The organism is Salmonella sp. 3C (assembly GCF_025426275.1).
GTDB classification, from domain to species: Bacteria; Pseudomonadota; Gammaproteobacteria; order Enterobacterales; family Enterobacteriaceae; genus Salmonella; species Salmonella enterica.
In genome coordinates this window covers 4513891-4533337 of the sequence record NZ_CP104858.1, presented here as the reverse complement: position 1 = coordinate 4533337, position 19447 = coordinate 4513891, and the positions used below count along the sequence as shown (strand labels likewise).

Annotated in this window: 27 protein-coding genes, 1 tRNA gene and 1 pseudogene; 21 read left to right on the top strand and 8 right to left on the bottom strand. The window is 50.4% G+C overall.

The annotated features are described in order from the left end of the window. The first annotated feature begins 309 nt into the window (after positions 1-309). The 5 genes from N7E69_RS22000 to N7E69_RS21980 are packed head-to-tail and all read left to right on the top strand — an operon-like array spanning position 310 to position 5095. Complete coding sequence (locus tag N7E69_RS22000) at positions 310-1944, top strand: ABC transporter substrate-binding protein (protein WP_000946094.1); 1635 nt, start codon at positions 310-312, stop codon at positions 1942-1944. Next, positions 1944-2918 (top strand): ABC transporter permease, encoded by a 975-nt coding sequence (locus N7E69_RS21995; protein WP_001520270.1) that lies wholly within the window; start codon positions 1944-1946, stop codon positions 2916-2918. Before N7E69_RS22000 ends, N7E69_RS21995 begins: the two co-directional genes overlap by 1 nt. Then, complete coding sequence (locus N7E69_RS21990; RefSeq protein ID WP_000966641.1) at positions 2908-3720, top strand: ABC transporter permease; 813 nt, start codon at positions 2908-2910, stop codon at positions 3718-3720. Before N7E69_RS21995 ends, N7E69_RS21990 begins: the two co-directional genes overlap by 11 nt. After that, positions 3714-4511, top strand: coding sequence for an ATP-binding cassette domain-containing protein (locus tag N7E69_RS21985; RefSeq protein WP_000950212.1), 798 nt, complete (start codon positions 3714-3716; stop codon positions 4509-4511). Before N7E69_RS21990 ends, N7E69_RS21985 begins: the two co-directional genes overlap by 7 nt. Next, entirely contained in the window at positions 4505-5095 is a 591-nt protein-coding gene (locus N7E69_RS21980; RefSeq protein ID WP_000947460.1) for an ATP-binding cassette domain-containing protein, read from the top strand. Before N7E69_RS21985 ends, N7E69_RS21980 begins: the two co-directional genes overlap by 7 nt. An 81-nt stretch (positions 5096-5176) precedes the next feature. Here the strand turns inward: N7E69_RS21980 and N7E69_RS21975 are convergent, their stop codons facing one another. Beyond that, positions 5177-6310, bottom strand: coding sequence for a mechanosensitive ion channel family protein (locus N7E69_RS21975; protein WP_000456072.1), 1134 nt, complete (start codon positions 6308-6310; stop codon positions 5177-5179). Positions 6311-6503: 193 nt separating this feature from the next. Here N7E69_RS21975 and N7E69_RS21970 point away from each other — a divergent pair, with 193 nt between their 5' ends. The 6 genes from N7E69_RS21970 to N7E69_RS21945 all read left to right on the top strand — a co-directional run bounded on the left by N7E69_RS21970 (position 6504) and on the right by N7E69_RS21945 (position 10226). Then, the gene (locus N7E69_RS21970; protein WP_001183699.1) at positions 6504-6830 is read left to right on the top strand and encodes a four-helix bundle copper-binding protein; all 327 of its coding nucleotides are present in this window, start codon (positions 6504-6506) and stop codon (positions 6828-6830) included. 8 nt (positions 6831-6838) lie between these two features. After that, positions 6839-6915, top strand: a tRNA-Arg gene (locus N7E69_RS21965). Between the two features lie 111 nt (positions 6916-7026). After that, positions 7027-7674 (top strand): metal-binding protein ZinT, encoded by a 648-nt coding sequence (gene zinT / locus N7E69_RS21960; protein WP_001574476.1) that lies wholly within the window; start codon positions 7027-7029, stop codon positions 7672-7674. Positions 7675-7782: 108 nt separating this feature from the next. Then, the gene (gene aadA, locus N7E69_RS21955; RefSeq protein WP_000175795.1) at positions 7783-8571 is read left to right on the top strand and encodes a cryptic aminoglycoside nucleotidyltransferase ANT(3'')/ANT(9); all 789 of its coding nucleotides are present in this window, start codon (positions 7783-7785) and stop codon (positions 8569-8571) included. A gap of 144 nt (positions 8572-8715) precedes the next feature. Next, entirely contained in the window at positions 8716-9309 is a 594-nt protein-coding gene (locus N7E69_RS21950) for a helix-turn-helix domain-containing protein (protein WP_001675568.1), read from the top strand. A 68-nt stretch (positions 9310-9377) separates the two neighbouring features. After that, positions 9378-10226, top strand: a complete 849-nt coding sequence (locus tag N7E69_RS21945) for a MerR family transcriptional regulator (protein WP_000190259.1) — start codon at positions 9378-9380, stop codon at positions 10224-10226. A 253-nt stretch (positions 10227-10479) separates the two neighbouring features. Here the strand turns inward: N7E69_RS21945 and N7E69_RS21940 are convergent, their stop codons facing one another. Both N7E69_RS21940 and N7E69_RS21935 read right to left on the bottom strand, forming a co-directional pair. Then, complete coding sequence (locus tag N7E69_RS21940; RefSeq protein ID WP_000208086.1) at positions 10480-10728, bottom strand: biofilm/acid-resistance regulator YmgB/AriR; 249 nt, start codon at positions 10726-10728, stop codon at positions 10480-10482. 78 nt (positions 10729-10806) lie between these two features. Further along, positions 10807-10961: pseudogene (locus N7E69_RS21935) on the bottom strand (hypothetical protein). Positions 10962-11043: 82 nt separating this feature from the next. Between N7E69_RS21935 and N7E69_RS21930 the strand changes: the two are divergent. The 6 genes from N7E69_RS21930 to N7E69_RS21905 all read left to right on the top strand — a co-directional run bounded on the left by N7E69_RS21930 (position 11044) and on the right by N7E69_RS21905 (position 14578). After that, positions 11044-11589, top strand: a complete 546-nt coding sequence (locus N7E69_RS21930) for a chorismate mutase (protein WP_000617985.1) — start codon at positions 11044-11046, stop codon at positions 11587-11589. A gap of 196 nt (positions 11590-11785) precedes the next feature. Further along, positions 11786-12424 (top strand): leucine efflux protein LeuE, encoded by a 639-nt coding sequence (gene leuE, locus N7E69_RS21925; RefSeq protein WP_000457190.1) that lies wholly within the window; start codon positions 11786-11788, stop codon positions 12422-12424. Between the two features lie 173 nt (positions 12425-12597). Continuing rightward, positions 12598-12960 carry a DUF1971 domain-containing protein YeaR gene (gene yeaR, locus N7E69_RS21920; protein ID WP_001248993.1) on the top strand — a complete coding sequence of 121 codons (363 nt, stop codon included), beginning with the start codon at positions 12598-12600 and terminating at the stop codon, positions 12958-12960. A gap of 2 nt (positions 12961-12962) precedes the next feature. Then, entirely contained in the window at positions 12963-13145 is a 183-nt protein-coding gene (locus tag N7E69_RS21915) for a DUF1869 domain-containing protein (protein ID WP_000513733.1), read from the top strand. A 229-nt stretch (positions 13146-13374) separates the two neighbouring features. Next, on the top strand, positions 13375-14016 hold the full coding sequence (locus N7E69_RS21910) for a hypothetical protein (RefSeq protein ID WP_039507104.1): 642 nt from the start codon (positions 13375-13377) through the stop codon (positions 14014-14016). Positions 14017-14329: 313 nt separating this feature from the next. Beyond that, on the top strand, positions 14330-14578 hold the full coding sequence (locus tag N7E69_RS21905) for a GlsB/YeaQ/YmgE family stress response membrane protein (RefSeq protein WP_000512149.1): 249 nt from the start codon (positions 14330-14332) through the stop codon (positions 14576-14578). A gap of 138 nt (positions 14579-14716) precedes the next feature. Here N7E69_RS21905 and N7E69_RS21900 read toward each other — a convergent pair whose 3' ends face one another. Further along, the gene (locus tag N7E69_RS21900) at positions 14717-14815 is read right to left on the bottom strand and encodes a YoaK family small membrane protein (RefSeq protein ID WP_001589065.1); all 99 of its coding nucleotides are present in this window, start codon (positions 14813-14815) and stop codon (positions 14717-14719) included. A 195-nt stretch (positions 14816-15010) separates the two neighbouring features. Here N7E69_RS21900 and N7E69_RS21895 point away from each other — a divergent pair, with 195 nt between their 5' ends. Both N7E69_RS21895 and N7E69_RS21890 read left to right on the top strand, forming a co-directional pair. Further along, positions 15011-15262: a DUF333 domain-containing protein gene (locus tag N7E69_RS21895; RefSeq protein WP_000673491.1), complete on the top strand. Its 252-nt coding sequence runs from the start codon at positions 15011-15013 to the stop codon at positions 15260-15262. 68 nt (positions 15263-15330) lie between these two features. After that, positions 15331-15642 carry a hypothetical protein gene (locus tag N7E69_RS21890; protein WP_000487129.1) on the top strand — a complete coding sequence of 104 codons (312 nt, stop codon included), beginning with the start codon at positions 15331-15333 and terminating at the stop codon, positions 15640-15642. On the opposite strand, the gene N7E69_RS21885 is transcribed toward N7E69_RS21890, so the two are convergent. Continuing rightward, complete coding sequence (locus tag N7E69_RS21885) at positions 15628-15975, bottom strand: DUF488 domain-containing protein (RefSeq protein WP_001222530.1); 348 nt, start codon at positions 15973-15975, stop codon at positions 15628-15630. The genes N7E69_RS21890 and N7E69_RS21885 overlap by 15 nt on opposite strands. Positions 15976-16093: 118 nt before the next feature. Next, entirely contained in the window at positions 16094-17278 is a 1185-nt protein-coding gene (locus N7E69_RS21880) for a CynX/NimT family MFS transporter (RefSeq protein ID WP_000205346.1), read from the bottom strand. A gap of 100 nt (positions 17279-17378) precedes the next feature. Here N7E69_RS21880 and N7E69_RS21875 point away from each other — a divergent pair, with 100 nt between their 5' ends. Beyond that, positions 17379-18173, top strand: a complete 795-nt coding sequence (locus N7E69_RS21875; RefSeq protein ID WP_000579790.1) for an AraC family transcriptional regulator — start codon at positions 17379-17381, stop codon at positions 18171-18173. Here the strand turns inward: N7E69_RS21875 and N7E69_RS21870 are convergent. Further along, complete coding sequence (locus N7E69_RS21870) at positions 18153-18599, bottom strand: DUF441 domain-containing protein (protein ID WP_000460698.1); 447 nt, start codon at positions 18597-18599, stop codon at positions 18153-18155. The two genes, N7E69_RS21875 and N7E69_RS21870, sit on opposite strands and share 21 nt — an antisense overlap. A gap of 205 nt (positions 18600-18804) precedes the next feature. Between N7E69_RS21870 and yoaI the strand changes: the two genes are divergently transcribed. Beyond that, on the top strand, positions 18805-18912 hold the full coding sequence (gene yoaI, locus N7E69_RS21865; protein WP_000272244.1) for a small membrane protein YoaI: 108 nt from the start codon (positions 18805-18807) through the stop codon (positions 18910-18912). On the opposite strand, the gene N7E69_RS21860 is transcribed toward yoaI, so the two are convergent. After that, a complete protein-coding gene (locus tag N7E69_RS21860) occupies positions 18909-19427 on the bottom strand; it encodes a YbaK/prolyl-tRNA synthetase associated domain-containing protein (RefSeq protein WP_162138165.1) in 519 nt (172 codons plus the stop codon). The genes yoaI and N7E69_RS21860 overlap by 4 nt on opposite strands. Between the last annotated feature and the right edge of the window lie 20 nt (positions 19428-19447).

The following is a 19447-nucleotide window of genomic DNA, read 5'->3' as shown; positions in this document are numbered from 1 at the left end:
TAATTACGATACCTTCTTACGTTTCAGTACTGACTAATAATGTTGAGAAAATGAACAGCGTCGGGTGGGAAGACGCAATACAGAATAGAAAGGAAATAAGAGAATAAGATGGCGTTAATTAACCCGGTATTCCTGGCGTCATTTCCCTTGCGTTTTATCCCCGTCAAAAGCGGCCTTTAGCTCACGTTGGCGCTCCCGACGTTTGTGCGTATGATGTTTTTAAAAGATCGTCATACTTTCTGTTCTGCGTCAATTTTTTCATTACAAATGCTCGCCATAATGCCGTCCTCAGGAGGTCTCCCGACGTTTATGCTGCGCCGGGAGAAACAAAAACAACGCATAATCTGGGACAAATTGATGATTAAAGGCAAACTGGCGCTCGTGACGTGCGCGCTGACTCTGGTATTCACTTCGTCGCTTTTCGCCGCGTCGGACACGGCAGACGGTCGTACCCTGAAGCTGGCCATTGGCCCTGAGCCAACGGAAGGCTTTGATCCTATGCTGGGCTGGAGCCACGGCAGCTACTTATTGCTTCATGCGCCGTTGCTTAAGCAAAACGCCGACATGAGTTGGGGTAATTTACTGACGGAAAAAGTGGATACCAGCCCCGTCGGTAAAATCTGGACGCTAACCTTAAAGCCCGGGCTGAAATTCTCCGATGGCTCGCCATTAACTGCCGAAGATGTCGTTTTTACATACAATAAAGCGGCGAAGAGCGGCGGTAAAATTGACATGGGCAATTTTAGCCATGCGCGAGCGCTGGACGCACGCCGAATTGAGATGACGCTGAGCCATCCGCAGAGCACCTTTGTGAATGTACTCGGGTCGTTAGGGATTGTTCCGGCCAGCCGTTATGATGAAAAAACGTTCGCCCGCGAACCGATAGGCGCCGGTCCGTACCGACTGGTCAGCTTTCAGCCGGGTCAGCAACTGATCGTTGAAGCTAATCCCTGGTATGCGGGTAAAAAGAATGACTTTAACCGGCTGGTTTTTGTCTTTCTGGATGAAGATAATGCTTATGCCGCCGCGCGCAGCGGACAGTTGGGACTGGTGCGCATTGCCCCTTCTATGGCGGTGGCCCCGCAGCAGGATAATCTTAAACTCTGGGTACGCGATAGCGTTGAAAACCGGGGCATTGTCTTCCCGATGGTGCCTGCCGGTAAAAAGGATGCTAACGGTTATCCTGTCGGCAACGATGTGACCGCTGATGTCGCTATCAGACGCGCAATTAACTATGCCATTAATCGTAAGCAACTGGCGGAACAGGTGATGGAAGGCCATGCGATACCCGCCTATAGCGCGGTGCAGGGATTGCCGTGGCAAAATCCTTCAGTGATATTCAGCGATGGCGATATTGCAAAAGCGCGCGCCATCCTGGAAGAGGCTGGCTGGAAGATAAACCGTGCGGGCGTGCGTGAAAAAGCGGGTAAAGAAGCGCGTCTGACCTTATGGTATGCCAGTGGCGACAGCACCCGACGGGATCTGGCCGAGGCGGTGCGCGCCATGTTGCAGCCTTTAGGCATTGTCGTCTCGTTGCAATCGGGAAGCTGGGAAACTGTAGAGCGCCATATGCACGCTAACCCTACGCTGTTTGGCTGGGGAAGTCTGGACCCGATGGAACTCTTCCATCACTACAGTGGGAAAGCCGCTGGTGTGGAATATTATAACCCGGGCTATTACAGCAACCCTGCGGTAGAAGCACATCTGAAACAGGCTATAGATGCGCCTGACTGGCAAAAGGCGATTCCTTTCTGGCAGCAGGTTGAGTGGGATGGGAAGCAGGGCGCGGGCGTCCAGGGCGATGCGGCATGGGCATGGCTGCTTAATATTCAGCATACCTATCTGGCCAACCCCTGTATTGATCTGGGAAAAGGCGCGCCAGAAATCCACGGTAGCTGGTCGGTGTTAAACAATCTTGATGACTGGACCTGGACCTGTCGGTGATGAAATTGTTCTTCAGTCATTTTTTGCGGCTGATTATTCTGTTGGTGCTGGTGGCTGCCGGCACCTTCATTTTGCTTAGCTTTTCGCCCGTTGATCCTATCCGTGCTTATATTGGCAACGATCTGCTCCATGTTCCGCCAGAACAATATGCGCGGATTGCGGCGCGCTGGGGGCTCGACCAGCCGCTGTGGGAGCGTTTCGGTCACTGGTTTTGGCGTCTGCTCCAGGGTGACATGGGGTATTCCATGCTGTTCAACATGCCTGTCGCCAGCGTGATCCGGGAACGTTTTGCGACGTCATTCGCGCTGCTGGCGGGCGCCTGGCTATTGTCTGGTGTGCTGGGCGTGACATTGGGTTTTCTGGCCGGACGTTTTCTCCACCGTTGGCCGGATAAGATGATTTGCCGTATCAGCTACTTATTGTCATCGTTGCCCACTTTCTGGATAGCAATGCTGTTGCTGGCGCTATTTGCCGTCCGCTGGCCGGTATTACCTGTTTGTTGCGCCTGGGACCCCGGAAATAATGCAGGAACAGCTCTTTTATCGGAACGTTTACGCCATCTTGTGTTGCCGGTATGTGCGTTAAGTCTATTGGGCATGGGGCAAATTGCGCTGCATACGCGAGAAAAAATAGCCAGCGTAATGAAGAGCGAATTTATTCGTTTTGCGCGCGCTCAGGGGGATAAAGGATGGTCGCTGTTACGTCACCAGGTGTTACGTCATGCGATTACCCCAGCACTCTGTTTACAGTTTGCTTCTCTGGGCGAACTGATGGGGGGAGCGTTACTGGCAGAAAAAGTCTTTGCGTATCCGGGGCTGGGACAGGCCACTATCGATGCCGGCCTGCGTGGCGATGTCCCGCTACTCATGGGGATCGTTTTATTCTGTACACTATTAGTGTTTGCCGGAAATACGATTTCAGCCTGGCTTGTGGTGGTGCTTAATCGATCGCTGGAGCGTCCCGATGCTCTATAATCCTGCCCCGACGTTGTTTCGTCTGATCCTCTCCGTTACCTGTCTGCTGTTTATTGCCGGATACGGTTATGCCACGTTGAGCCAGCCGCCAGAGGTTAATCTGCTTGCCCGGCATCTGTCGCCTGATATCCAGCACTGGTTTGGCACCGATAATCTGGGGCGCGATGTATGGCTTCGTTGCTTTCAGGGGGCCTTCACCAGTTTACAAATTGGCGTTGGCGCCGCGCTGTGCAGCGGCGTTATCGCGCTAGTGATGGCGGCAGTGGTGCGCATTCATCCCCGGCTGGACCTCCTGATGCGGTTGATAACCGATGCTATGCTCGCCATGCCGCATTTACTTTTGCTGATCCTTATCTGTTTTACGCTCGGCGGCGGTAAAAGCGGCGTCATTGCGGCCGTGGCGTTAACGCACTGGCCCCGTCTGGCGCTGATTCTGCGCGCCGACGCGGAGCGGGTAGCGCAGAGTGACTACCTGACATTGACCTATCGTCTGGGGCATGGACACCTTTATTGCTGGCGATATCACTATTTTCCGGCGCTATTGCCGCAATGGTTGACGGGAACGTTATTGATGTTTCCTCATGCGGTATTGCACAGCGCGGCATTAAGTTTTCTGGGGTTTGGGCTGGCGCCGCATGAGCCTTCGCTGGGGCTGTTGCTGGCGGATGCGTTACGGTTTATTAGCCATGGTAACTGGTGGCTGGTGCTGTTTCCCGGCCTAATGTTATTCACGCTGGTGATGCTCTTCGATCAGTTTGCGCGCGCCATTCAGCGGCTGTGGCTAAGGAGTGACGTATGCTAAGTTTACAACAGGTTACGCTGGAAAGCGCGCGTTATCGCTGGTATGGCACGAGACGCTGGTCGCCGTTATTACAGAATGTCTCTTTTGATATCGCACCCGGCGAAATGGTGGCATTGGTTGGCGGCAGCGGGGAGGGAAAAAGTCTGCTGCTGCAATGCCTGCTCGATCTGCTGCCGGAAAACTTACGCTTTCGGGGGGAGATTACGCTTGATGGCAACCGGCTGGACAGACATACCATCAGGCAGCTTAGGGGCAATACGTTTAGCTACGTGCCGCAGGGGGTACAGGCGCTTAATCCCATGCTGAATATCAGAAAACATTTGAACAGAGCATGTCATCTGACCGGACGCGCCTGGGATGAGACGCAGATGGTACAGCTATTACAGCAAAGCGATCTTGAACCGACAGTCCTGGAACGCTTTCCCCGCCAGCTCTCTGGCGGGATGGCTAAACGAATTCTGGCGTGCCACGCCTCGCTCAGCCAGGCTCGTTATATCCTCGCGGATGAGATCACCGCCTGGCTTGATACCGCACTGGCAAACCAGTTGCTTGAGCACTTGCGAGGTCTCTGCGAGCGGGGATGCGGCGTGCTGTGGGTGACTCATGACCTGCTGCTGGCGGCGCGGTATGCCGATCGCATTGTGGCGCTGCATCAGGGTTATATCACGGACAATATCCGCTGCGAGCAGTTACAGCCGGAAGAGATGAGTGAGCCGTTAAAACGGCAATGGCAAGCATTGCCTGAACTAAACCCGTTATTTATGCCGACCGGAGAGGGAATAGAATGCTGAGCTGCCGCGACCTCGTTATTCGTCAGGGCGGGAAAGTCTTATGGCAGAACCTGACGTTTACGATTTCTGCCGGTGAACGGGTAGGAATTCATGCGCCAAGCGGAACGGGGAAAACAACGTTGGGGCGCGTCCTGGCCGGATGGCAAAAGCCGACGGCGGGCGACGTTCTGCTGGACGGCAGCCCGTTACCCCTGCATCAGTATTGTCCGGTACAGCTTGTCCCCCAGCATCCTGAACTGACGTTTAATCCCTGGCGAAGCGCCGGAGACGCTGTACGTGATGCCTGGCAGCCTGACCCGGAAACGATGAGGCGTTTGCATGTGCAGCCCGAGTGGCTGACGCGTCGGCCAATGCAGCTCTCAGGCGGGGAGTTGGCGCGTATTGCGATACTGCGCGCGCTTGACCCACGAACGCGTTTTCTGATTGCCGACGAAATGACGGCGCAACTCGATCCGTCTATTCAAAAAGCGATATGGGTATACGTGCTTGAGGTGTGCCGCAGCCGTTCATTAGGGATGTTGGTGATTAGTCATCAGTCTGCGCTACTTGATCAAGTCTGTACCCGCCATTTACAGGTGGAATAGCCGCAAGTCGTTTCTCCGCATTGCCGTGTCGCCGTTAACGCACCGGGAACCCATGGGTTCCCGGTATTGTCGGCAGAGATTTTACTGCATGACGCGTTTATCTGCGTTTTTTGCATCAGCGGTATTACTGTAGTCCCTGGTCTCTTCAACCTGTACAGGGGCTCTGACAACCAGACCAGGCAGCGCCAGTTCGATATCATTCTCAATGAGTTTTTCAATAATACGGATATTTATCTCTTGCTGAATATCCATGTATTTATTGTAATCCGCGGTATTGACGATATGCACCACCTCATAGGTCAGCCGATCCTGACCAAAGGCCAGTAGATGGGCGCGGTCGAATTGTGTTTCGCCGACATCGGTAATAATCTTTTTCACCATATCGCCGATGAGGCGTAACTTTTCCGGCGGTGTCGCAGTGGCGACGCCAAAAGTAAACACGATACGACGCGTTTGCATCCGCTTATAGTTGTGTATGGTTTGCTGCAACAACTGCGCGTTCGCACAAACGATCTGTTCGCCGCTGAGGCTACGGATGCGAGTGGTTTTCAAACCGATATGTTCAATCGTACCGGCTACATCATTAAAGACGACGAAATCGCCGATCTCGAAGGGCTTATCGAAACCAATCGACAGCGAAGCGAAGACATCGCTCAGAACGGTTTGTACCGCCAGGGCAATAGCAATACCGCCCACGCCGAGGCTGGCTACCAGTGCGGTAATATCCACGCCGACGTTCGCCAGGATGGAGAGCAACATCATAGACCAGACGAGCACGCGCAAAATCATACCAAGAATGACTAACGTCACCGGGTTTTTATTGGAGCCTGGGGCATACAGTAAATGACGCATCCATGACTGTACGCCCTGATCAAGCCAAATCGCCATTTGAATCGCAACCACTAAAAACCAGGCGTGAGAGAGGGTAGAGAATAACCGGTCGGGCAGGGCGACAAAGCGCAGGCTAAAGAGAAATGCGGCAAAAAAGATTAGCATCTTACTGGTCTTTTTCAGCATCTCGAAAACAATAGGCCGCAGCCGCCCATGAGCATCATTCTTTTTATCCGGGCGTTGTAGCGCTTTATAGACCACATTAAGTAGCCAGTTGATGAGCCAGTAAGTAATGAGGGTGACGAAAAAAACGACCGCCAGATTGATCCAGAACGTCGTTGACATCAGCATCGCAACGATATTTAGTCGTGCTAAATACTCCATTTTACCTCCGATGAAAAGCAGATGAACATTACAGTATAGACGTCACATCACGGAGGCCGATTTCCGGCTTTACTATTGCTGTTTTATTCAGCACTTTTGTTCAAAAAGTATGAAAAAGAGGGGTAGCCGTTTGGCTATCCCGGCGTTTCTGTGCAGACTTATCTACTCCTCTTAATAAAATAAGGAGTCATTTATGCAACAAGAACATCGTGAGTGTATTGAGCAGTGTTATGAATGCGCGGCGGCGTGTGATATCTGCGCCTCTTCTTGTCTGCGTGAAGATAACGTCGAAATGATGAAGCACTGCATCCAGTTAGATATGCAATGTGCGGCCATTTGTCGCCTGGCGGCGCAATTTATGGCATTGGAAAGCGAGTACTCACAAAAATTATGCCGCCTGTGCGCGGATATCTGCAAAGCCTGCGCCGAAGAGTGTGCAAGGCACGATCACGACCATTGCCAGAATTGCGCGCGGGCATGCAGCCAATGCGCAGACGCCTGCCTTAAAATGGCCGCGTAATTTTTCTTCCGCCATTAGCTCAACCGGATAGAGCATAGAGCTTCTACCTCTAAGGTTCGGGGTTCAATTCCTCGATGGCGGACCAGTTGATATCAAAAAAGGCCACCTGCGCGGTGGCCGCTGAGTTTCTGTTGAAATAAGTGCAATGTTATAATATAACAATCATCTTTCTAAGAAAGATGAGGGTAACGTTTTGGTGATTCATTTAAAAAAACTGACAATGCTTCTGGGAATGCTGTTGGTCAATAGTCCTGCCTTCGCGCATGGTCATCATGCTCATGGCGCGCCGATGACGGAGGTTGAGCAAAAAGCGGCAGCGGGCGTGTTTGATGACGCGAATGTACGCGATCGCGCGCTCACCGACTGGGATGGTATGTGGCAATCCGTCTATCCTTATCTGGTCAGCGGCGAGCTGGACCCTGTCTTCAGACAAAAGGCGAAGAAAGACCCGGAGAAAACGTTTGAGGATATTAAAGCGTATTATCGCAAAGGATACGTGACGAATGTTGAGACGATCGGCATTGAAAATGGCGTTATAGAATTCCATCGCGACAATAACGTTGCATCCTGTAAATACAATTATGCCGGCTATAAAATTCTGACTTACGCATCGGGTAAAAAAGGGGTGCGCTACCTGTTCGAATGTAAAGATGCGAATAGCAAAGCGCCTAAATATGTTCAGTTTAGCGATCATATCATTGCCCCGCGCAAATCGGCGCACTTCCATATCTTTATGGGAAATACCTCGCAGCAGGCATTGTTGCAAGAGATGGAAAACTGGCCTACCTATTATCCTTATCAGTTAAAGGCGAATGAGGTCGTTGACGAAATGCTACATCATTAAGTCTGATTGCAATGTTAAAAGCTCGCTATGAATAGCGGGCTTTTTTTCTGCCGTTATGCCATATTTCTGGCAATCAATATAAAAAATACCTGCGCCCCCGGAGCAACGATGACGCTGTCCATACCGCCCTCGATTCAATGCCAAACGGAAGCGGCGTGTCGCCTGATTACTCGTGTCACAGGCGATACGTTGCGTGCTATTCATTTATATGGTTCCGCTGTCGCGGGCGGTCTGAAGCCAAACAGCGACATTGATCTACTGGTGACAATATGCCAGCCGCTGACGGAGGCCCAACGCGCAACGCTGATGCAGGAATTGCTGGCGCTTTCATCGCCGCCGGGGGCGTCGGCAGAAAAACGCGCTCTGGAGGTCACTGTCGTGCTTTATTCGCAGCTGGTTCCCTGGTGTTTTCCACCTGCCCGGGAAATGCAATTTGGCGAGTGGCTAAGAGAGGACATTTGTCAGGGGATTTATGAACCAGCGCAGCAGGACTGGGACATTGTGTTACTGATAACCCAAATTCTGGAAACCAGTATACCGCTAAAGGGAGAACGCGCGGAACGGCTGTTCACGCCAGCCCCTGCGGCGCAGTTGCTGAAGGCCTTGCGTTATCCCCTCGACCTTTGGCAATCCACGGCAGATGTGCAGGGAGATGAGTATCATATCGTTTTAACCCTGGCGCGTATCTGGTATACCCTTTCTACCGGGAGATTTACCTCTAAGGATGCGGCGGCTGACTGGCTGTTACCTCAGTTGCCAGAAGATTATGCTGCCACGTTGCGTGCGGCGCAGCGTGAATATTTAGGTCTGGAGCAACAGGACTGGCATATTTTGCTGCCTGCGGTCGTACGCTTTGTGGATTTTGCCAAAGCGCACATCCCCACGCAGTTCACATAAGATGCCCCAGGACGTCTGTCAGGTTGCGCAAACGGCGTTCCTCAACTACTACTTAATAGGTTCTCATCGCTGAAGTAAGCAGATGATCTTATGCGGGCCATCGAATGGATATTCCCACATGGCTCTCGTTTTGTTGAGGTGGATATGACTGGTTCCGCATCATCTGTTTTAAAGACAGATACAAGACTATTGAGCGAAAACCTGTTTCTTAATTATGGTCTGGAGTCCTTATTTAAGGACGTCGCAATAATAGCTGGCAACGTAAATTATATTATTTTTGATATCGACGATTACTACACCGTACAGCAGTATATTACTTCCACATTTAAAGCGGTACTCATTGGAATTGTTACCCATAATGAATATAACTTTATTGATGAACATCATGCTATATATCGAATAAAGGTCGATGCCTCTATTGCTGAGTGGCGCGAATTACTAATTTTGGCCGCTGCTGGTCAATTTTTTCCCAGGTCAGAGAAAGTCAGATTAACGGCGAATGAAAGAAATGCTTTGGCGATGCTTGTTAAAGGAATGGATATCCGACAAATAAGCTGTGAGCTGAATGTACATTTAAAAACTATTTACTCAGTACGCTACCATGTTCTGACTAAATTAGGTTGTAGAACAGTTCTGGACTATCAAATACTGTCCGTTTCTAAAGCCTTTACGCACTGGCTTACAATAAATAATGTTGATAATGTAATTCCCCGTGTAAATAGTAAGGTCATTGCTTAATAATAATTTGCTTCTGATGGCGTTTAGGTTCACTATGCTTTCTTACATCATCATGAGGCCAGACAGGCATGGCTACTTTTAGTATTAGCGCAATGGCGGCGCAGTGTGGTGTCACAACAGCAAATATCAGGTCCTGGGAACGCTATGGCCTGCTCCAACCTATCAAAGATGAAGCTGGCAATCGTTTTTATTGCATAGAAGATGCTATCAGAATACAGCATATTATCGACGCGTTAAGTAAAGGCTTCTCATTAAAAGAGATTAAACCTGCCCTCTATGGTGAAGAAACGCATTGCCGCTCGGGATGGTTATTCTACCAGGAAGAGATTTTAGCGCAGTGTAGAAAATTCGAACCCGCCAAATTGCGAAAATTACTCTGGCGTTATGGTCGGGAAATTCCGCCGTGTATCGTAATTGAGTCAATACTGCGTCCTTTACGGCTGTGGTTGTCCGCAGGCGATGATGATGCACGCCGATTTGAAAAGGCATTACTGGATACTGCGATTATTGAATACGCCACGTTCCAGCTAAGTAGCGTACGAAAGGCGCCAGCAGGCACAATGCTTATTGCTGCGTTTTCGCTGAACGACCCCATTGAGCTATGGCTGGAAACGATTAAATATTGTAGTGAAGGTATGCGAGTTGAAGTCATCCCCTGGCAGGCGCCGATGCCCGATCTTTTATCAACGTCTTTCGAGCATATTGTTCTGTGGCATGATGAGACATTAACTCCCGCGCAGGAAAATCTTATTCAGGCTTTAAAAGAGTCGGGTAAATTTAGTCTTCATGTGAAAAATGGCTCAGGCTTAACATTACTGCCAGCCGTATACCGGCAGCATGAGATGCCCGAAAGCATGCAGCATGTTGCACCGCAAATCCATGCAAACGGCTACGAAAAATCAGGCACCGCACGTTGAGGCATCTGCATTATTAACGAACAGGGGAGGAGTAACCCCTCCCTTGTTTATACCCTTCATACTTCAAGTTGCTTATGTGTTGGCTACGGATTACTCGGCCCATCCATAGGCCTCGCCCTGACGGGCCGTCGCAAGCGACGTTCAAATCTGCTCCCGGCAGATTTGTCGTTCACCCCAGTCACATAGTTATCTATGCTCCTGGGGACTCACTCCCTTGCCGCCTTTAAGCAACTCGAATTATTTTGGGTATATATTAGATGTCGTCAGGTGTCTGAAACAAAACGGCTTCTAAGGCATTACGGTAAATATCAAGCTGCACTACGTCTTTTTCTGTTTCCAGTTTTTCAATAAGTTTGGCGATGATATCCTTATTTGAGACATGCTGCTGCGATTGCAATAGTTCGTAAGTAATTTCCTGAATAGCTCGCTGTTCACATAACATATGTGCAGAAAAAGGATTGCCAGTACTATTTTGTTCGTTGACTAGTGTAATGGTAGTCATATTTCACCATATTCGATGTAAATTGAAGCCGATCTCCCTGAGCGGGGGAGAGAAATTAGTGACCTATTAAAGTTAGACCTATATCATAAAACTGTAATAAAAAATCATAAAAACGTGATATGCATCACATTTGTGTGATTTGTTGTATATTTTATACACTTTAAATGAAGGTGAAGATTCCGCAGAATCAACGGCCTGTTCTTTCTATCACTCCAGTTTAAACGAATAAGCATTAATACCCATCTGTAATAATTACTTAATGTTATCTTAATAAAGGTAAATTACTGTCAAGCCTCCGTAAAAGGAGGTTGATTAATGATTCGTCATATCGCCATTTTTCTTTGTTCTTTATTGATGTGCAGCACCACTTTTGCCGATTCGGTAACGTCGGTATCGCTTGGCGCGCTCTTAACCGCGCTCAATGAACGCATGTTATTAATGAAAGATGTGGCTGCTTATAAAATGAAGCACCATCTGCCGATAGAGGATTTCACACGTGAACAAAATGTTTTTGCCGAGGCTGAAGAAGAAGCGAAAAATAACGGTCTGGACCCGCATTCGATAACCCCTTTTATTCGTTCGCTAATGGATGCCAGTAAAGCGATACAGTACCGCTATTTAGCGCAGTGGCGAACCGGCTCAGAACCCTCCTTTCCGATACAAACCTTGTCGGTCACCCGGCAACGTATTCGACAACTTGATAATCAAATGTTGATCATTATCAGCCAGCGCTTGATGGTCGGCGCTTTCAGCCACGACGATATGGTGTGGCTGAGAGCGCAGTTTAATGCGCCGAATCTGAATGAGAGCGATATCAGTAATGTGTTGGCAGCCTTATCTTTGGTGCGACGCGCGCGTTAACTCCACATGAGGAGAGGTGGGCCAATACCTGGTGATTGCCTGCGGAGGTAGCGATAAAAGAACGCTTTTAGGTGATTTGGATATAAGCGTGGCGGAATAGCGGCTGGAGAGACGTGGTTTCGCTTCCCATCTTCCGGTGCATTCGTTAGCATACTGTTTCGCAGCTAAGCGTAAATGTTTTCAGGAAGAGGTTAATGTGTTCGCGGAGTATGGTGTTCTGAATTATTGGACGTACCTGGTCGGGGCGATTTTTATCGTTCTGGTACCGGGGCCGAATACGCTTTTTGTGCTTAAAAATAGCGTGGGACGCGGGGTTAAAGGAGGATATCTTGCCGCATGCGGCGTGTTTATCGGCGATGCGATATTAATGTTTCTGGCGTATGCGGGCGTGGCGACGCTGATCAAAACAACGCCGGTTCTGTTTAACATTGTTCGCTATCTCGGCGCGTTTTATCTGCTCTACCTTGGCGCAAAAATCCTTTACGCCACTCTGACCTCAAAAGGGCGTGCGGCGACGGAAACGGTAGTTCCTTTTGGCGCTATTTTTAAGCGTGCTTTAATTCTTAGCCTGACGAATCCTAAAGCCATACTTTTTTATGTTTCCTTTTTTGTGCAATTTATTGATGTTACTGCGCCGCATACTGGCGTGTCATTTTTTATTTTGGCCACCACCCTTGAAATTGTCAGTTTTTGCTATCTGAGCTTTTTAATTCTTTCTGGCGCTTTTGTAACCCACTATATTGGTACCAAAAAGAAACTGGCAAAAGTGGGCAATTCTTTGATTGGCCTTCTTTTCGTCGGGTTTGCCGCCCGCCTGGCAACGCTCCAGTCTTAACCCTCCCGGACCCGTCGTCAACGGCGGGTCATTGCTCTCCTTTCGGTGTTATTGCGTGGAAAACAGCAAAATAGTAACCAATAAATGGTATTTAAAATGCTGTTTTTGGAGCGTAACCTTTTTACGACAGCGATGAGATTATCGCTGAGTAACCTGCGGGAAGAGGGAAGCAAATGCGGCAAATTCCACAAAATCATATCCATACACGTTCCACGCCCTTCTGGAACAAAGAGACGGCGCCAGCCGGAATTTTCGAACGCCACCTTGATAAGGGAACGCGACCCGGCGTTTATCCTCGTCTCTCGGTGATGCAGGGGGCGGTCAAATATCTCGGATACGCTGATGAACATTGCTCTGAGCCGGAAGAGATCATGGTGATCAATGCCGGCGAGTTTGGCGTGTTTCCTCCGGAAAAGTGGCACAATATTGAGGTCATGACGGATGATACCTATTTTAACATCGACTTTTTTGTCGCGCCGGAAGTACTGATGGAAGGGGCGACCTCACGAAAAGTCATTCATGCCGGGAGAGAATAATAATGGGAAAGGCCACTTATACCGTCACGGTCACGAATAATAGCAACGGCGTCTCTGTGGACTATGAAACGGAAGCACCGATGACGTTGCTGGTACCTGAAGTTGCAGCAGAAGTTGTGAAGGATTTGGTCAATACCGTGCGTTCCTACGATACCGAAAACGAACACGACGTTTGCGGTTGGTAAGGATCTTGTAGTATCTATTTGATATAAAGTGATTTTTTAAATCAGAAGCCGCATCGCGCGTCGCCAGCGTGATGCGGTTTTTGCGTATTGAAAAGCGCTGTTTATTTACATCAGACATGGGTTGAAAAGAAACATTAAGAAAACATTAAGAATATCGCATTGTTTGCTAATGAGAGCGTATTCATAAAACTTATGATTGGGTATTAAAAACCAGAAGAGTCTTATAATCATGAAACTCGATACCCGATTAACTTCGTCAGCACTTACTCTTGCGCTTGCCGCTGTGGTCATCCCGTTTACGGCGGACTGGCAATTGCCTTTGCTTAACGGCGTGGTGGTCCGATGGATTGAAAACGGACAAGCGTTATGGTTACTGTTTGGGGCGCTATTTACCGCCTGGTATATACGGCCACTTTCCCGTCCCGAAGGGGCAAAGCAGTTTTGGCTATGGGCTGTTGTCTGGTGGGTGGTGCTATTGGGTAGAAGCACCAGTTGGGGGCGTGACTATATCCCTGACGAGCCGCGTATGCTGTTCAGAACGATTTCAGTGCTATTAATTGCTGCGTTAGTCTTGCCAGTCCTGTTTTCTGCCGGGCTCCGTAAGGAGATTGTTCGTCGCCTACGGGACGCTCCTCTGCCATTGTGGCTGTTTACCGTGACGGCATGTTCATATCTGATTTCCGACACTGTCGAGCATCATCGGTGGTTGTCGCTGATATTCCTGCATAACGCTCGTTACACAGATTTGATTGAAGAGCTTTATGAAGTGCCATTTATGATCGGTTTGTTTATGGTGACCGTGGTGTTTATGCAGCAGGACAAGCAGGATGAATGTACGGCGCTGGAGATGACCCCGTATCACGCAAAATAGCGCGGCTGAAAAAGACCATGAATTCGACATGGGATAGATAGCGGTTAGCAAAAAAAGCCCGCACTCGGTGAGGCGGGCAAATAATACTGGAAGCAATGTGAGCAATGTCGTACCGAACAGGTGGGTTATAAACTCAACTACTCGGTGTTGATAAAGATAATCGTTATCATTAATGATTGCAACCCTGATATTTATGCGCTTTTATCCACGACGCTAAAAGGTGATGGATATCACAAACTTCACTTTCCTGACGATGTGCTATTCTTTTTAACGGCAAATAAACCGCTAACGTTAAGACATAAGTGAGGAAAAAATGGGCATTCTTTCATGGATTATTTTTGGACTTATTGCGGGTATTTTGGCTAAGTGGATCATGCCAGGTAAAGATGGCGGCGGATTCTTTATGACGATCATTCTGGGGATCGTTGGTGCGGTAGTCGGAGGATGGATCAGTACGTTCTTTGGCTTTGGCAAAGTGGATGGTTTCAACTTCGGCAGCTTTGCAGTCGCGGTGATCGGTGCGATTGTAGTGCTGTTAATCTACAGAAAAATCAAAAGCTAAACGCAGAACTTTCAGAGATAATAAAGGCTACGACAGGTAGCCTTTATTATTCAAAATGAATTTACCACCAGCCCAGTTCGGTACCCGCCGCCGCAATTAGCGCGATGCCCATCAACACCATCGTTGTTTTCCTCATGGTTATGCTCCCGGCGCGGCGTAACCGCCAATAAAAAACCATGCCAAAAATAATATTGCCGTAATGAAAATGACGACAGGGAAGAGGATACCCACTCTCATGCTATTACCTTCACTGTTCAGGGGGCGCCAGAATAGCAGGGTTTTCTCAGCGACAAAAGGTCGGTTGCTTTGTGACAGGGCGTGGCTATTACTGACTTAACCCGGGATAAACACCCACTAAAGCGCTGACAGAAAGTATGGAAATAGCGTACCCGCCAGGTTATCCTGGACAAAATATCGCTTTAAGGAGTCGTTATGAAATTTACGTGGATTGCGTTGCCAGGCGTATTGCTGCTGAGCGCTTGTTCATCGTCGCAACCCAACGCCCCCCGGCCGCCGCGCATTGGGATGCCTAATCCGGCAGCCGTCTACTGTGAGCAACAGGGCGGTACGCTGATGCCGGTGCAGACCCCACAAGGCGTGCGTTCCGATTGCAAATTGCCCAATGGCGAAATCATTGATGAGTGGGCATTATGGCGCAGAGAGCACCCTGATACGAAAAAGTGACAACCTGCGGTCCGACGGGATATGATTAAGAACAATCTGATAATGAGTTTCATGCGGCGCAAGAAAATATGTTTCAGTTAAAGCCGGGCGCGTTGGCAATAGTTATTGGCGCTAAGACACCCGCCGGACGGCGGAATATTGGTAAATCGGTTGAGCTATTTTGCCTGTGCCAACCCGGAGATGAATTCATTAATCCGGTAAATGGACACGTCACCTTACTGCCGAAAGAAGCGCCTCGGGCGCTGTGGCTGGTTACGGGCGACGTAGCCTCCGCCGATGGTCAGCACGGTTTTGCCTGGGTGCGAGCAGAACATTTGATGCCGTTGTCCCCGGACAGACAACCAGGCCAGGCGGCGGCACGACAATCACAGCTCTCGTAGCCACTCTGCCAGCACAATGGCATGGTTCTGGCGAGTATCTTTAGCGGCGTATAGCAACGTTAGCGGCTGGTGTCGGGCAATATCCGCCAGCCGTTTGCCTTCGTGATGCTGTTGCGCAAGTTCTGCCCGGTATTGCTGCGCGAAGTGGTTAAAATCAATCAGTTCGCTATGAAAGGCTTTGCGCAATTCGGTGGAGGGCGTAATGGCCTTATTCCATTCATCATAGACCAGCGCCGATTTTTTAATGCCGCGTGGCCATAGCCTGTCAACCAATACCCGATAACCATCGTCTTTTTCCGCCGGGAAATAGACGCGCTTACACTGGATTCGCATTTTTCCCTCCTGTGATGGTGTCGCTTACGGTACTTTTGTCGGATAGCGGTAATGATTTTAATGGATCAGGCCTGATAAACGAAGCGTCATCAGGCATTCAAGTGGGTATCAGGTTTATTTATGACGCTATCTCTCGATCGCGTCCGGCGTAGAGGCCTAAAATCGCCATGATGATAGCCAGAACCGTTACGCCCGATAGCGGCAGATACCAGCTACCGCTGGCATCATGAAGTTTTCCCATGACGGGCGGCCCACATGCCGCCAGTAAATACCCGACCGACTGCGCCATGCCGGAAAGCGCCGCCGCCTGATGCGCCGAACTGGCGCGCAGGCCGATAAACGTCAGGCCGAGGATCATCGTCGCGCCTGTACCGAAGCCGAACAGTAGCGTCCAGATGATCGCCTGGCCCGGCACAAACCAAAGCCCCGCCGCGCCCACTGCGCACAAGAGTGAGACCAGCGCGGCAATCCAGCGTTGATCGTTAAAGCGAGGCAAAATAAGCGGAATGGCTAACCCAGGCGCCGCGGTCGCCAGTTGCAGCAGGCCATGTAGCGATCCTGCCTGTGCTTCGCTGTAACCGTGGCTGATGAGTATTGTTGGTAACCAGCCGATAATTACATAATAAATCAGTGAGTTAAGTCCCAAAAACAACGTAACTTGCCAGGCTAAAGGCGAACGCCAGATACCGCGTTCATGTAATGCCCGGGAGCTACTCAGGTTAGCTGAGCGGGTAGTGCGCCACTGCGGCAACCAGATAAGAAACGCCAACAGCGGAAACAGCATCAGCATTAACAGCGCGCCGCGCCAGCCAAAACCGTGCAACGCCAGCGGAACCACTAGCGCAGACCCCAACGCGGCGGCGGCGCCCATCGTCAATGAATACGCGCCCGTCAGCCTGGCGACATGTTGTGAAAAATCGCGCTTAATCAATCCTGGTAGCAGCACATTACCCAGCGCTATCCCGCACCCAATAATGGCAGTTCCGGCAAACAACAATGCAGCGGAGGGCAGGGAGCGGAGGGCAATACCCGCGCAAATCAGCAGCATTGCGGCAAACAGACTGCGTTCCATCCCAAACCGGCGGGCAATACCGGCCGCCAGCGGCGAAACCAGCGCAAACGCCAGAAGCGGCAAGGTTGTTAGCAGGCCCGTCTGGGCGGTGGAAAGACCGTAATCCGAACGGATTGTCTCCAGCAACGGCGCAGCGCCGGTAAATGTTACGCGCAGCGTAGTGGCTATCATCAAAATACCGGCAATCAGTAAAGCGCCCTGTTTGCCGCGTGGTGAAAGGGCTGTCGTCATCGTTTTCTCATCTCGTCAGGCGAGGCGATACCTTAACAGTTTTTACTGTTTGGATGAATCAAGCTAAAATGACAATTTATCGCTAAAATCGGACAATATAATGATTGGCCTGAGACTGGACGGTTACGATCCCGACCTTCACCACGATGCCGCTGTGGCCTTTTGTATTCGCGCCAGGGATGATGAACTGTTTAGCCCTCGCCATCAGCATCGCAAGGGACAGTTGATCCTCGCTCTGCACGGCGCGATCACCTGTGAGGTGGAAAATGCGATGTGGATGGTTCCGCCCCAGTATGCCGTCTGGCTCCCCGGCTCGCTGCCGCACAGTAACCATGTGACCGCAGGGGCGGAGCTGTGCTTTTTATTTATTGAACCTGCAGCGGTCGTCATGCCGGAGCGTTGCTGCACGCTGAAAATTTCGCCGTTATGCCGGGAGTTGATTTTGTCGCTGGCGCGCAGAGCCGATCCCGAAAGAGCGCAAATGCCAACGCAGCGCCTTATTCAGGTGTTGTTTGATGAACTGCCGCAGCAGCCGCAGGGACAATTGCAATTACCGGTATCGGGGCATCCGAAAATTCGCCAAATGGTTGAGACAATGGCGCAGGAGCCCGCGCGATGGAATACGTTAGGGCAGTGGGCCAGCGTATTCGCGATGAGCGAGCGTAACCTTGCCCGGTTGGTCGTCAAAGAGACGGGGCTAAGCTTTCGTCGCTGGCGTCATCAGTTGCAATTAATTCTGGCGCTACAAGCGCTGATCGCGGGACGTAATGTACAGCAGACGGCGCAAATGCTGGGTTATGATTCCACCACGGCATTCATTACCATGTTTAAAAAAGGCCTGGGGCAGACGCCAGGCCAGTATCTGACGGGCGAGTTACTGTTTCCCCACAATTAAAGAGACCAACCCCGCCGCAATCAGTGGGCCGACCGGCACGCCGCGAAACAGCGCGACGCCAAGTACCGTACCGACCAGCAGCCCGGCGACGAGCTGCGGTTGGTTTCCCATCAGCGTAATGCCGCGACCGCCCAGCCAGGAGACGAAAACGCCGACGGCAATCGCGACCAGCGATTTCCAGTTCACAAAAGAGTGGATCAATGTGGAGGGCGGTAGGGTTCCGCTGGCGATGGGAGCCATTACGCCGATGGTCAGAATGATAATCCCGACGGTGAGTCCCTGTTTTTCAATCCAGGGAAAAAAGGTATTCAACGGGGTTACGCGGACAATAATCAGCACCAGAATTGAAACGGCGACAGTGGTGTTGTGGCTGATAAATCCCAGAGCTGCCAGTCCGAGCAGGATCAGCAGAGTGACATCAAACATTATGGTTTCCTTGCCAAAAAGTAAGCCTGACTACTTTACGCCCAAACGGCAAAGCGCACAGGCCTTTTTAACGATTGATGCGGATTTCAGGCAACTGCCTGAAAGACAATTTCTACGTGAAAAACGGCGTTATCATTAAATTGTCATCAACGACGCGTATTGCTAACCGGTGAACCGTCATTGTTGTCTTCCTGAGGATACAATTATGTACGATCCACCGCTTCTTGAAGCGCTGATGATTACGGCGTCGTTTTTCGCCATTTTTATCATTATCGTTGTGTCTGTATTGATCCTTGAAGGGGAAGGGGACTAAGCCGTTGACGATGACTGAAAGCGGCGGAAGACTGCCAGTTCTGGTTGGGCGATGCGCAGATAGTCCTGTGTATTCATAATGACTGATTTTTCCAGCAGGCCGGCATTAAAGGCAATTTCATCGAAACGCTCAAACAGGAGCGGATCGGCGACCAGTTTCAGATTGGGGTGAAAACTGAAAGGCGGGATCGCGCCAAAAACGCAGCCGGTCAGCATATCGACTTCCGCCGGGCTGGCAAGGGAAGCGCGTAAGCCGCCCAGATGTGAAGCAAGCTGAGAGAGGTCGGCTTGCTGATCGGCCGCCAGAATAGCAAGAACGTGCTGGTTGACGCCGTTGCCTTTGACTTTACAGACCAGCGCTTTTGCGCCCTGGCCCAGCGCAGTACCGCGTATTTCAGATACCGCTTCGCATTTTCCTACCGCTTCATGGCTCACCACACGATAGCGCGCGTTCTCCTGGGTTAATAAAGCCACTAAACGTTGGTGTGTAGCGACACCCTTCGCGACTTCAGTCATTTCGGCCATTTCTTACTCCT